The sequence below is a fragment of the Mesonia maritima genome, assembly GCF_042433895.1.
Classification (GTDB): domain Bacteria; phylum Bacteroidota; class Bacteroidia; order Flavobacteriales; family Flavobacteriaceae; genus Mesonia; species Mesonia maritima.
The window spans coordinates 52,244-65,070 of record NZ_JBHLUA010000015.1 but is presented as its reverse complement, the minus strand read 5'-3'; the positions used below and the strand labels follow the sequence as shown (position 1 = coordinate 65,070).

Sequence of the window (12,827 nt, the reverse complement as noted above, 5' to 3'; positions counted from 1 at the left end):
GAGAGTATTTAAGGAAGCGTCAAGAGTTTAAAAAAAATTTAAGAGAAAAATTAAATCTAAAAAGTGTTAGATAATTTGCAGAAAGGATAGAGTAGAGAAATTAATAAGGAAAAAGATGATATAGGTTGATTTTTTGTGCAGAGTTAGATTAGTCTAATCTTTATAAAAGACCATTTAGTAAGTTTAAATCGGATATTTTAACAGAATTAGGAATAAGAGTTTAAAAATACTTTTCGGTTTTCTTAAATTCTGTAATTTCACTATAATCTTTTAGTTTCTATTTTTAATTAACCAATCATAAATATTTTCAACAAAAGAGAATTCTTCTTCTGAAACATAATAATCATGTACTGTTTTATTTCTTATCTTCTCTAAATGTACCATCCATTTAGTTTTATCTTCCTTATTTCCTGATTTTTTCCCTTCCTCTAATCTAGAATATTCCTTTTCAAATATAGGTCTCCAGTTTTTTAAAGCAATAGAACGATACGCAATAATAGTTAGGCAATCCCAGTTTTCTACTTCGTTATCCTCATCTTCTATTTGCATATTTTTTTCAAAAGCTAAATCATGCGCTTTTTTTAAAGTACTTGGGGGAACTCCTTTTTTCAGCCAACCTCCTCCAAATTCATTAATTAGCTTTTCTTTAAAATCTTCTTTAAAAAAAGTTTCTATCTCCCTAACATATTCGAATGTTTTCGTATTATATTCTTTCTCTTCTTTTTTCCTATATTCTTCTAATCCCGAGGGACTAAATTCAGGGTGATCATCCTGAATCACTTGTTGCAATGTTCTCCAATATTTTGTATCACCCGCCGTACCATATGCTTTACGTAAATTTTTTTCAGTCTCTTCATCCATATCTTGAAAAAATATAATTAATGAGTCAAGATAAGTTTTACTTTCATCGAAAATTACCTTTGGTTTATGTGTTTTTGATATTATCTCTTTATGAAGTAAATGATCAATTATATCACTTTGAATTTTAATGATTGCATATATCCCTTTATTTATAACAATAATACTATTGGGATCATCCCAAAGGTTAGGAACACAATTCTTAAAATAATTAAATGTAAATCTGAGTAATTCAGACAGTCGATTATAACATTCATCTAAATCTCCATTGTAAAATGAACCTAATCTCTCTATTCTATTCTTAGAAACCTTTCCTAAAAAATTGCATTTCTTCAATGCATTCTCGAAAGCTTGCTGAGTAATTATTTTGTTATCTTCACCTATTGAAATTTTATCATATAAAGCGGAATTTCTACTTTCTCCTAAAAATATTGCAATTCTAGATCGTAAAGCTGTTAATTGTTCAGTATAGTTATCTGATGTCCATAACAAATCAGCATTCAAAGTATTTCTCAAGTTTTTCGAAACTGCTTTTTGGTTTTCATTTATTTGCATAAATAGTTTTACCTGTTCTGTTCTATTCAAATTTAGAAAAGCAACTACAGGGATAGAGTTACTAGTTTTGTAAATTGAATTGGCATAGCCATAAAGTCTATGTTGTCCATCAATTATAAAAGCAGATCTATATTTTTTTGGTAAGTAAAGAAGGCCAATTTTAGATATACTTGAATCACTCTGGGTATTAGCTTTTTTAAACTCTAAATCATTTTTATTGCCTGAATCAATACTAATTATTATAGAATTAGGAAAATAACCTTTTTTATCATCTACAAACTTATGAACAGATTTAAGTCTATTTCTTTTTATAATACGCTGATAGGTGGGCATCATGTTTAGATTAGCTTTATTTCTATGTAAAACATAACCTATTTTCAAAAGCTTTTCGGGTTCAATGGAAAATGAGTAATAAGTATGTCCTCCCATTTTTCCTTTAATGGCAGGAATTTCATTATTCATTTCAGGTATTTCTTGACCATAAAAGATACCGCCTAAAAGTTGATATCGTGTGGCTAGACCTATTTGTTTTAACATTTCATAATAGTAACTAATTGCTTCATCATCAAAATGAATTCCATTAATACCTTTCAACCGCTCCATGTCATTATGAGATATGGAATAATTTTCAGTTGCTAAAATAAATTGAAATTTAAGTTTTTCATCAGGAAAGATTTGCCGTAAAGAAGTCCTTATACCGTGCATTTTACTTTTATAAGCTTCTAACTCCTTTTTGAAATCCCCATTCTTATTTTTTTCCTTAGTTGATTTACACTCAAGGAGGATAATTGATTCTTCGTCTTTTGCTAAAACATCTATTTGCTGAGTAAGGTTTGGATTATGCTTATCATACGGTATTTCTAACTTTCTATTTAGATTCATAAATTTAAATCCTAAAGAAGCAAATAAAGACCAAACTTTATCTTCAAATAAGATATCATGACTTTTTTCCTTTTTGAATCTTTGTTTATTAATAAATTCTTTATCTAAAAGCCATCCATTCTCAGTATATTCTTCTATTTCTGCTACATTTTTTTTGGGAATACTGACAGTAAAGTGATCTTTTTTTCTTTTTCGAAGTTCCTTCGCAATGTCATTTTCAGAAATGATTTTTTTAAATAATTTCAATTTTACTTCTTCTGTCATAATTAAATATTAGTAAAAATGTATTCTTCAATAATTCCCCTTTTGGAATTATTGCCTCCGATTAAACTAGCTCTATTTTTCACAAATCTTTTATCACCTTTATGGAAAATTTCTTTGACTTTCTCATGAGCTGCATTTGTTAAAATATAGTAAGCATTTCTATTTTTAATGAAGTCAATATATTCACTGAGTCTATATTGATCTTCAAGTGAAAAAAGCCTTTGATTATATTTTATAAATCCATTTTTATTATGTGAAACTGTATAAGGAGGATCTAAAAAAACTAGATCTCTTTCTTGTATATAATCCTTATTTATCTCAAAATCGCCCCATTCAATTGTGGAATTAAGAAATCTTTCACTTAAACGGTAAATTTTTTCTTCTTCTATAAAATTTTTAGTCCTATGTCCATAAGGAACATTATATTTTCCTTTCAAATTAACTCTATATATGCCATTGAAAGAAGTTTGATTCAAATAAATGAAACGCGCTGCTTTAGCATATTCATTATTTAGTTCTTGTTCTCTTAAATGATAATAAAACTCTTTAGTGTTTTCAAATGTTTTAAGATTATCAATTACGTTTTTTGGATTTTCTTTTACAGCCTTATAGGTGTCTATAAGGTCTTTATTTAAATCAGAAATATAGGTGTTATTGGATGGGTTAACTGCCAAAAAAATAGAAGCCCCTCCAATAAAAGGTTCATGATAATTATTGAAATTTTCAGGTATTAGTTTATTAATATGCTTAACTAACCAATTTTTCCCACCAGCCCACCTTAAAATTGGACTAGCATCTGTAGCTTTATTTTCTATCACCTAAATTAATTTATTAGTTTTTAAAACTAAACTTTTTTTAAAACAATAGAAAATGTATCTGTTAAAAATTTAACAGGTGACTTGATTTTTTATATAAATTGAGGCTAGAATATTATTTAATAATTCCTTCTAACAAATTAAACCTTGATATTGTATGGTATTAGACTTTGAGGTTTTATTAATTTATTATTTACTAAGTGAAACTATATAGTATTTAAATATTTTTTTTAGTGAGATTGAAATTTGATATATTATTACATATTAGAGGATTTTTACTAATAATTTTAACGCTTCACGAGCAATTAGGGTATATACTAAAATTAAGGGTTGAATTCCTATAAAGAAATTGGAATATATAAAGAGAGGAGGAGGTTAAAGTAAAAATTTTTTTTAAATAATTTTTTAGCTTTTTTGACATAGCATTAAAAATCTAAACTCTTATTTTGGGACTAAATAATTAAAATAAAAAACGCAATTATCTAAATTTAAGATAATTGCGTTTTTGTTTAGTGACCTTGCCAGGATTCAAACCTTTTATCTTAAATTACAATAAATATATATAAGACCTTTTGTTTTAGGATTTTGTAAGAATTGTAGTTGTCTCTTAATTTGATATTACAACAATTTCTATTAGATTTGGGGGAAATAATAGGGGAATATGGCAAGTATCAATTTTAGACTTAAGGGAAAAAATGATATATCAATTGTTTATATAAGATTTAAACAAGGAAATCAGTTTGACTTAGAAACATCTACTAAATTAAAGGTGAAAACAAATGATTGGAGTAAGGCTAAACAAAAATTAAAAATAAACAATTCTGATTATACTAAAGAAATCAATCAAAAATTAAGTAAACTAAAAACTTTTGTTGAAGAAGAGTATTTTAAAACTTTAGGTGAAGGGGAGACGCCGGATAAATTTTGGATTAAGAATGTTATTAATAAATTTTTCAAAAAAGATATCATTCAAACGGATCAACAAATAAATTTAGATAATTCATTCACTGGTTTTATTGAAAACTTCATTGAAGAAGCAAAAAATAGAATCAACAGAAAAACAGGAAAAAGAATATCCGATAAGACCATCCGTTGGTATAAGATTACGAAGAAAAAAATAGAAGCCTATGAAAAGTCTATTAATAGTAAATTTAGTATTCATGAAATTGATTTGAAGTTTCATAAAGGTTTTATTTCTTTTTTAGAGGATAAACAAAAGCTAAATGAAAACACTATAGGCGGTCATATTAGACGTATACGTTTATTCTGTGGTGAGGCAGAGCGGAAAGGGCTGAAAATTAATATTGAGTATAAACATAAAGACTTTTATATTCCATTTAAAACCACTGAGAATATTTATTTAAATGAAAATGAGATCGAACAAATCTTCAAGCTAGATCTTTCTTTCAGTGAAAAATACGATAATGCTAGAGACTGGCTAATCATAGGTCTCTGGACTGGTTTACGCATATCTGATTTATTTTCTCTAAGCATGAATGATATAGAGGATGGACTTATCTTTAATTCTAATAAAAAAACTGAAATTCCAGTAATAATTCCTATTCACCCTCAAGTAGATAAAATCTTAAAAAAAGGAAATGGTTTTCCAAAACCTATTAGCGAACCTAAATTAAATCAACGAATAAAAAAAGTTTGTAAAATTGCTAAAATTAATAAACTAGTAAAAGGAGCAAAGATGGTTAAGCAATCTCAAGAAGGAAAGAAAATATACAGAAAAAAAAGTGGAATTTTTCCAAAATACGAACTGGTTTCTACACATATTTGTAGAAGGTCTTTTGCGACTAATCACTATGGAAAATTAGATACTCTTACCTTAATGAAAATTACAGGTCATAAAACTGAACGCCAGTTTTTAGATTATATTAAAATAACACCTAAAGAATATGCTCTTAAGCTGAAGGAGTACTGGAAGGAAAAAAGCATAAATTAATATAGAAATAAAATGACTATATAAGTTATTGCTTGTATTGATTACTATTTTTAATTTCTATTACTTGTTAAATAAATCGTTTTTGGATGACATTAGCAAATAAAAAGGCTGCAGTTTCCCACAGCCTTATGCTCTAACATTAACTTAACTAAAATTTAATAGAGTTTGATATTGGTCAGTATTTGCTATACGTTTTATATACTCTATAAATTTTTACCCCAATTATTAAATTGAAATGTTAGAAATTTATTTTTTACTCAAATAAAATTTAAAAAACATTTACTAGCATTTAATCTATAATTTTTTTAGCCGAAACAGCTCCAACTATTTTCTAATATTTATAACTTGGTTTTTAATGGATTAAATGGGTTTTTAAAATGTTCTTCAAAAATCTATAATAATAATGAGTTAGACAATACGTGATTTTACGTATTTGTTAAAATTAAATTATTGGTTGTTAGATAATAAAAAAGCGCTTAGTTTCAATAACATTTATTTTAGATAATTTTGGATTGAATTGGGATTAGCAGTTTTAATGCTGCTGCTTTTTATGATAAGCAATTTTTAATAAATTTAGGATCTCAACAAATTTGCTATTTAATGAACTTTTCAGAAAGATAGGTTCGTGAATTCCCGTATTGACAACTTCAAATTTAAATTAGATATTTGTAAATAAAGCCTTTTTATATATGCATTCATTAAAAGAAATAAAGAATATGTATTTAGAGAAATTAAAAACTAATCTTAATAGCCTAAAAAAAAATCCTACCTCTTCAGATCTACTTGGAATTTCTAGTATGCATAAAAATATAATGACTGTCAAGAAGGATGTTAGAGATCTCGCGGAAAATGTGAACGATCAATTTGTTGATGCTATAAATAATGATAAAATTGCGGATGAATTTACGGATGATGAGCGGATGGTTTGTTATGATGAATTTAGAAAGGAGTCAATAAAAATAGTTTCACATTTTAATCGGAATTTTCTCAAAAATAATTAAATATTTATGAGGACATTTTCTTCTTTTAAAGTTTTAAACAATGGAAAGTCTTTTTTAATTTTATTATTTTTTATAATGTACAACAATTCCAAATAAACCTCTTTAGATATTGGTACCAATTTTAATGTTTTTTTATTGAGAATATAATAAACACCAGCTAATTTACCAATTCCATACCATCTATTATTAAAAATTGAAGTATTACTTAGATTGTTAATGGAAGCATTATTATTAAATTCTATAAAATTGTGATAATAGAACCAACCTTCCCACTGACCTGGTTCTTTAATTAATAAATTTTCGAGGTTTCTAAAAATTTTAATTGTACAATCTTCTAATTCCTTTTTATTCTTTCTATTCTTGGGAAATTCGATGTTATCGCAAAATATATCAACAGAATTTGAATTAATATCTCTGTTCAAAAGAATTGTACAAATAGGGACTTTTAATAAGCTTGCAATTACTGCAATCCCCTTTCTAACATACATTTCAGATTCTAAGAAAGGAATTTTAATAAGGTTTTTTTGATTTTTCGTCATTCCTCCAGTACCGGAATTTCCATCAGCATAAAATACAAGACTATAACCTTCCTCTATTGCTTTAAGACATTTGAATACTACTGTTCTCTCTTCTGCATTTATAATTTCAAAATCATAGGCATTTACATTTAATTCCTCAGCAATTTTATTGTAAGATTCTACTGTAGAAGTTCCTTGATTCTTTATATAATTATCATCAGCAATTAATTTAAAAGGGACTGACCAAGAAATTAATAATGAATTTAATAATCTATACGATGAATAATGAAAGGTTACTAATATTCTATTTTTTAGATTAAAATCTATTTTTTTAACTCTGCGTATTAAATCATAATTTCTTTCATCTCTAGATGATAATATTTGATAGAAAGCACTTTCTTTAGCAATTTTTATGTGCTGATCAAAATTTAAGTCTGGTAAAAGTGCGCCAATTGATGCAGATATAAAATTAAAGTCATGTATCCATTTATCTGATTCAAATATATTAATATTTTGGATTGAATTATACAATTCATTTATTTCGTTACTTTTCATAAAAGAAGTCTATTATTTGGATTAATAAATCTAAGAAAAAATGAGTGTCAAGTACATTATCGGATTTAAGGTTTGCTTCGACAATGTCTAAACCAATAACTTCTAATTCACTAAAAATAGTTTGAAGTCCTTTCATTAACACATTAGGGGAAATGCCATTAGGTAAAGGATCTGTTACACTAGAATAAAATTTTGGATCGAGTACATCCATATCTAATGTTATATACACTTTTTTTTTATTTATCTTAGTTATTATTTCACTAACCTGATTCAAAAAAGCTTCGTTAGAATTACTAAAATGAAAAAAATAATTTGGTATTTTAGTCAAATGTAAAGAGTCGATATTTACATAATCTCTAAGTCCCAAGCTATGTACCTCATTCTCCTCAAGTAAAAGTTTAGCAATTACCGAACTATGACTTGGTACCAAATCATAAAAAAAACATTCTGAACTTAAAAAAAGGTCATTGTGAGCATCTATGTGAATACACACCAAATCATTAAATTTTCTTTTTACACCATTAAAAAGGGGGTATGTGATAGAATGATCGCCACCTATAGCTATAAATTTATTATCTTGATTTACAATCTTTTTAGAAAAATTGGAAATCTTTTTAAATGATAAGTCACTGAATTCTCTAGGATTTATAAAAACATCTCCTATATCACAAACATTTCTATAATCGTTTTGTAAAGTTTTCTTTTTTATTTCCGCTGAATAATTATAGGAATGAATATTTAGATTATATTTATTACCATACTTTCTTGCTATAGTATTATTTTTGTTTAGATTAGATTCGCTGTCATTTCCTAACTTATAAGGGACTCCGAAGAGGGCTATTTTATCAAAAACCTTATCAATGTTCATAAATGGAAGTCCTAAATAAGTTACTTGAGGCCTCACAAAAAAAGAAGATATATCTTTATAAGTAGTTCCTCGTTTTAAAATTATATTTTCTTCAATAAGTACTTCTAATAATTCATTTGGGATTGTATAAATTATTTCTCTTTCAAGTCCAAATAATTTATTATAGGGCTCAGAAAATAATTTTGATAATTCATTGGGAATAACAATAATTTTCTTTGTAAACTTATGTTCTAAATAACATTTGTTAAAAACATTCTTTACGCTAAAAAACGGTGACAAATAATAATTATTCATAAAATAAATAAGTCCTCTTTTAATTTTAAAAGAGGACTTTGGTTTGAAAATTTACTATCTCTTTAGTCGAGTCTCCACACTCATTGCAGGTACTTCCAAATCAGTATCGTTACCATTACAACGATTATTGCAACGTTTGGTTTCTTTCTCTACTTCTTCTCCATTTTCCCAATCCATTTTCATTAAAATTTCTTGCATTTCATCAACAGAAAGACCTCCTGGAAAAGTTGGTTTCTCATACTTAAGTTTTACTTTAGTGATTTTCATAATAATAATATTTAAATTAAACAATAGATTAAAGTTTTATTTCATAATAAGCTCTTTTACTTTTTTTAAAGTTTTTTCATCATCATCAATCAAGATTTCGGGAGCCACACCTTTTTGATCTATACTTTCACTTTCAGTAGTAACATAATTGGCATTTGGCACAAATAGATAAAAGTTGTCAATTAGTTTCACTTTTTTAGTACTTAGCATCTTACCAGCCGTTCTTTCTCCAACTAAAAATATATTATTTTGCTTTTTTAAGGCATAAGCTATAGGTTCGCAAGTACTAGCGGTACTCTCATTTACCACTATATATATAGGCTTATTAAAAATTCTATCACCCGGAAACACTTTAACTTCAATACATTCATTTTCTTCAATTGCATCCATAAAAAGATTTAAATCTCCCTCTGAAAAAACAAAGCATGAATCATAGGATTTTTTTTCTGCCTCATAGAATGATTTTGATAAAAAATATCCACCACTAGTTTCTGAATTGACCAAAAATTTACTTAACTCTATTGCCGGACCGATACTACCACCAGGGTTATTTCTTAAGTCTATTATTAATCCTTCAGGATCATTTTTAAAAATTTCATCAAAAATTTGATCGATAGTTTTCTTTTCATAACTGAAAGAATTAATATCTAAAATCCCTAATCCATCCTCGAAAGCGTATGAAATTTCATTTAAGTTTTCTTCAAGAATTTCTTCTTCATTTTCAATATCTCTCCAAATAGCAATATGTGAGTGAGGTAGGCTTCTTAAGTAATAAAATATTGAAAATACATAATGCAAATCATCTATAGATTTAGTAGAGTATTTCAATACTTTGTCTTTAAAATTTTGATATTTAGATTTTTTCAGAAATACAGGATTAAAAAAATTACCTTCAAAAGCAATAAAAAACTTTTCTGATATCTTCTGATAATCAGCAATCTGAGAAAGTTTGTCCTTAGTTAACAAACTTCCGGTTATTGTTCCTTTTTTTACCCCTTTGCTAGTTGTAACATTTCCTTCAATTGAATTATTATGGAATTTCCCTTTGAAGTAATAGTTTCCTAACGGTGAGTAAAATGCCGTTTTAAATTCACCTTGATTATTATAACTCCCATCCAAAAAAATTAATCTTTTATCCTTAATTCCAGAAAACCAGTTTATTTTAAGCCGATCTAGAAAATTGAAATTTTCTTTGTATTTATTTTGTAAGGAGCCTCCATAGATTTTCCCATTACTATTAGTGTTTATTTTTAAATAAAATCTGATATCTCCAATATCATCAGATTTAAAAGTAACAAGATAAATATCTGTGCTATCCAATTTAGAAGATTGCCCCTCACAAGATAATGTTAACATTAAAAGTAAAGTTGTAATTAAAAATTTCATAACTTAAAACTTTTCCGATTTTATTACCAGAACATAATATTCAAATTTCAAATAATTAAGTTTTATACACAATACGTGATTTTACGTAATTTTCAAATTGAAAGGAAATATTTTATACGTGTTTTCCCGTATTGTTATTTTAAAACTTAAATTAGATATTTGAGTTTAACCTTATAAAATTCTTTTATGATACTAAACAGTGATACGGGTTCTAACATAACCCTAGAAGAAGCAAAAAATTATACTCATACATTTCAGGAAAACAATCAAGAGGCGATTAAATCTTTTTTCGTTGGTGCTAAAAAACTTCAGCAAATTCTTTCGCAAGATGGTTGTATAGGAGTGCGTATATATAACGGTAGTAATACTCAAAATTACCATCAGTCTAATCTCGTATTAGTAGGTGTAGATAAAAATGGAGAAGATTTAAGCGAGGGCGTGATTATAGAAAACTTGGCTCCTTGTCCCAGTAATTGTCCTCAATCTAGCCCGCTAATAAAATATTAAATTTGTATAATCTCTTTTTTTATACAGCTCTTTTTTCTGGTTTTATTCCATTTATAATATTAGTTTATAAAAACAAGGCGTTTTTTTTAAAGCAAGCAATAATCCCATTTATATGGTTAACAGCTATTGGTTCTCTTTATGAATTTGTGGGGAGTGTCCTCCTTAAGATCGATTCTTCCTATTGGTTTCAGGTATATTCTTTGTTAGAATTTATGTCACTATTTTATTTCTTTTACTATTTGGTAAACCCCCAAAATAAAAGGATGTTTAAGTTGCTTTTATTGTTTTTTGTTATTACTTACATTTTATCTTTTTATTATTGGATAGAGTATAATGCTCTCGTATCTAATACTATCAACAAAAGTCTAGTAACCTTATTAGTATTTCTTTTTTCTTATTTATGGCTAAAAAAACTATTTAGAAAAATGAATATTCCTAATTTGTGGAAAAATTGTAATTTTTACTTTATCTCTGGTCTGACAATTTATTATGCAAGTACATTCTTATTATTTTTGTTAAGTGACTTTATCATAAACAGCAAACAGCTTTATTTTTATGATTATTGGTTGGTAAATGTATTAGCTACACTAATGTTAAGGGTATTTTTAATGATAGGCGTATGGAAAATGAATCGGAATTAAAATTATTTTTTTGGTTAGGTACTGCCATTATGATCGGGCTAGTTTGTCTAATTTTGTTGCTAACGGTTATTTATCAAAAAAAACTGCATAAAATAAAACAGGAAGAAGCTGAAAACTTATTGAAAATATCCTTAGAATCTGAAAAAAGAGAGCGAAAAAGAATTTCTTCCGACTTACATGATAGTGTTATGGGAGATTTAAATGCAATTCGTAATTACTTGGCAATACTAGATAATACTGAGCAAAATTCAAAAATTCATAAAAATCCAATATTAGGAGAAGTTGAAATCGCTCTACAAACGATGCAAGAAAATATACAAGGGATAAGTTATAATTTAATGCCTCCCTCCTTAGATAGCTCAGGTTTAGTCGCTACTCTGGAAAATTATTTTGAAAGAATACAAAAATGGAACAACAAAACTATACATTTTCAGCATAAACCCTCCAAAATATCAGTTGCTGAAAATATTGGGTATGAACTTTATCGTATTAGTCAAGAATTGATAAACAATATGATTAAATATGGAAATGTTAAGTTTATTTTCTTTTACCTAGAGTGCGATGAAAATCTTCTTAGACTAACGGTGAAAGATGACGGAATTCCATTCGATTTTTATGAAAGCGTGAAGAATAGTAGAGGAATGGGATTAAAAAATATACAATCAAGAATAAAGCAAATAGAAGCAGAATTGGAGCAAATTCCGATAGAAAAAGGAAATGAACTTGTGATCACTATAAAAAATCTATCATAATGCTAAAAATAGCCATTGCAGACGATCATCAACTTTTTAGAAAAAGCCTTATTCTTTTAGTCAATAGTTATGAAGAAATGGAAGTCGTCATAGAGGCTTCTAATGGAGAGGAACTTTTAGAGGAGTTAAAAATAACAGAAGTAGATATTGTATTGATTGATCTCCAAATGCCAATAATGGATGGTTTTGCTACTATACCAGAAATAAATAAAAATTATCAAAAAGTAAAAATTTTGGTGCTTACCCTCCTTAATGATATGGTTACCATAAAAAAAATCATGGAATTAGGAGTGCAAGGTTATTTTACAAAAAATACAAACCCACAAGAACTTAAGAAGGCTATTTTAAAACTGAGTAATGACGGATTTCATTTCGAGAAAAAACTAGCATCAATCATAGAAAATGTTGTAAACGCTTCTAATAAAAAACCGAGTATATCAATAAATTTCACGGAAAGAGAAATGGAAGTGCTTATTTTAACTACAAAGGAATATTGCGGAACCGAAATTGCTCAGCGCATGAATATAAGTCCACGGACGGTAGAGAAGCATAAACGTAATTTAATGGATAAAACTGACTCTAGAAATTTCATAGGGGTTATAATCTACGCTTTTCTACATAAACAATTATCTTTTAATGAGTTAAAGGATTAAAAATACGTAAAAACACGTATTGATGTCCGGATAAATTACTTTTAAATTTATAAAATAATA

General features: G+C 27.1%; 11 protein-coding genes. 5 read left to right on the top strand and 6 right to left on the bottom strand.

Annotated features, from left to right (window positions below; all coding sequences use genetic code 11):
* Positions 1-270: 270 nt before the first annotated feature.
* Positions 271-2,559 (bottom strand): DGQHR domain-containing protein, encoded by a 2,289-nt coding sequence (locus ACFFGL_RS12345; RefSeq protein ID WP_309727565.1) that lies wholly within the window; start codon positions 2,557-2,559, stop codon positions 271-273.
* 2 nt (positions 2,560-2,561) lie between these two features.
* Complete coding sequence (locus tag ACFFGL_RS12340) at positions 2,562-3,377, bottom strand: DNA adenine methylase (protein ID WP_309727564.1); 816 nt, start codon at positions 3,375-3,377, stop codon at positions 2,562-2,564.
* Between the two features lie 658 nt (positions 3,378-4,035).
* Between ACFFGL_RS12340 and ACFFGL_RS12335 the strand changes: the two genes are divergently transcribed.
* The gene (locus ACFFGL_RS12335) at positions 4,036-5,325 is read left to right on the top strand and encodes a site-specific integrase (RefSeq protein WP_309727563.1); all 1,290 of its coding nucleotides are present in this window, start codon (positions 4,036-4,038) and stop codon (positions 5,323-5,325) included.
* A gap of 689 nt (positions 5,326-6,014) precedes the next feature.
* Positions 6,015-6,326, top strand: a complete 312-nt coding sequence (locus ACFFGL_RS12330) for a hypothetical protein (RefSeq protein ID WP_309727562.1) — start codon at positions 6,015-6,017, stop codon at positions 6,324-6,326.
* On the opposite strand, the gene ACFFGL_RS12325 is transcribed toward ACFFGL_RS12330, so the two are convergent.
* From ACFFGL_RS12325 to ACFFGL_RS12310, 4 genes are read right to left on the bottom strand one after another with little or no spacing between them, the layout of a single operon-like run.
* On the bottom strand, positions 6,323-7,399 hold the full coding sequence (locus ACFFGL_RS12325) for a lysophospholipid acyltransferase family protein (RefSeq protein ID WP_309727561.1): 1,077 nt from the start codon (positions 7,397-7,399) through the stop codon (positions 6,323-6,325). The genes ACFFGL_RS12330 and ACFFGL_RS12325 overlap by 4 nt on opposite strands.
* On the bottom strand, positions 7,389-8,561 hold the full coding sequence (locus tag ACFFGL_RS12320) for an arginase family protein (protein ID WP_309727560.1): 1,173 nt from the start codon (positions 8,559-8,561) through the stop codon (positions 7,389-7,391). Before ACFFGL_RS12320 ends, ACFFGL_RS12325 begins: the two co-directional genes overlap by 11 nt.
* A gap of 54 nt (positions 8,562-8,615) precedes the next feature.
* Entirely contained in the window at positions 8,616-8,828 is a 213-nt protein-coding gene (locus tag ACFFGL_RS12315; protein ID WP_309727559.1) for a hypothetical protein, read from the bottom strand.
* 36 nt (positions 8,829-8,864) lie between these two features.
* Positions 8,865-10,214 (bottom strand): S41 family peptidase, encoded by a 1,350-nt coding sequence (locus ACFFGL_RS12310; protein WP_309727558.1) that lies wholly within the window; start codon positions 10,212-10,214, stop codon positions 8,865-8,867.
* Positions 10,215-10,400: 186 nt separating this feature from the next.
* On the opposite strand from ACFFGL_RS12310, the gene ACFFGL_RS12305 reads away from it, so the two are divergent.
* The 3 genes from ACFFGL_RS12305 (at position 10,401) to ACFFGL_RS12295 (ending at position 12,767) form a co-directional block, all read left to right on the top strand.
* Entirely contained in the window at positions 10,401-10,721 is a 321-nt protein-coding gene (locus ACFFGL_RS12305) for a hypothetical protein (protein WP_309727557.1), read from the top strand.
* 619 nt (positions 10,722-11,340) lie between these two features.
* Positions 11,341-12,114 (top strand): sensor histidine kinase, encoded by a 774-nt coding sequence (locus ACFFGL_RS12300; protein ID WP_309727556.1) that lies wholly within the window; start codon positions 11,341-11,343, stop codon positions 12,112-12,114.
* The gene (locus ACFFGL_RS12295; protein WP_309727555.1) at positions 12,114-12,767 is read left to right on the top strand and encodes a response regulator transcription factor; all 654 of its coding nucleotides are present in this window, start codon (positions 12,114-12,116) and stop codon (positions 12,765-12,767) included. The genes ACFFGL_RS12300 and ACFFGL_RS12295 overlap by 1 nt, the downstream gene beginning before the upstream one ends.
* Positions 12,768-12,827 lie beyond the last annotated feature (60 nt).

Coding starts and splice junctions, on each gene's coding strand:
- ACFFGL_RS12345 (WP_309727565.1), bottom strand. CDS start 2,559: ATGACAGAAGAAGTAAAATTGAAATTATTTAAAAAAATCATTTCTGAA.
- ACFFGL_RS12335 (WP_309727563.1), top strand. CDS start 4,036: ATGGCAAGTATCAATTTTAGACTTAAGGGAAAAAATGATATATCAATT.
- ACFFGL_RS12330 (WP_309727562.1), top strand. CDS start 6,015: ATGCATTCATTAAAAGAAATAAAGAATATGTATTTAGAGAAATTAAAA.
- ACFFGL_RS12325 (WP_309727561.1), bottom strand. CDS start 7,399: ATGAAAAGTAACGAAATAAATGAATTGTATAATTCAATCCAAAATATT.
- ACFFGL_RS12320 (WP_309727560.1), bottom strand. CDS start 8,561: ATGAATAATTATTATTTGTCACCGTTTTTTAGCGTAAAGAATGTTTTT.
- ACFFGL_RS12315 (WP_309727559.1), bottom strand. CDS start 8,828: ATGAAAATCACTAAAGTAAAACTTAAGTATGAGAAACCAACTTTTCCA.
- ACFFGL_RS12310 (WP_309727558.1), bottom strand. CDS start 10,214: ATGAAATTTTTAATTACAACTTTACTTTTAATGTTAACATTATCTTGT.
- ACFFGL_RS12305 (WP_309727557.1), top strand. CDS start 10,401: ATGATACTAAACAGTGATACGGGTTCTAACATAACCCTAGAAGAAGCA.
- ACFFGL_RS12300 (WP_309727556.1), top strand. CDS start 11,341: ATGGAAAATGAATCGGAATTAAAATTATTTTTTTGGTTAGGTACTGCC.
- ACFFGL_RS12295 (WP_309727555.1), top strand. CDS start 12,114: ATGCTAAAAATAGCCATTGCAGACGATCATCAACTTTTTAGAAAAAGC.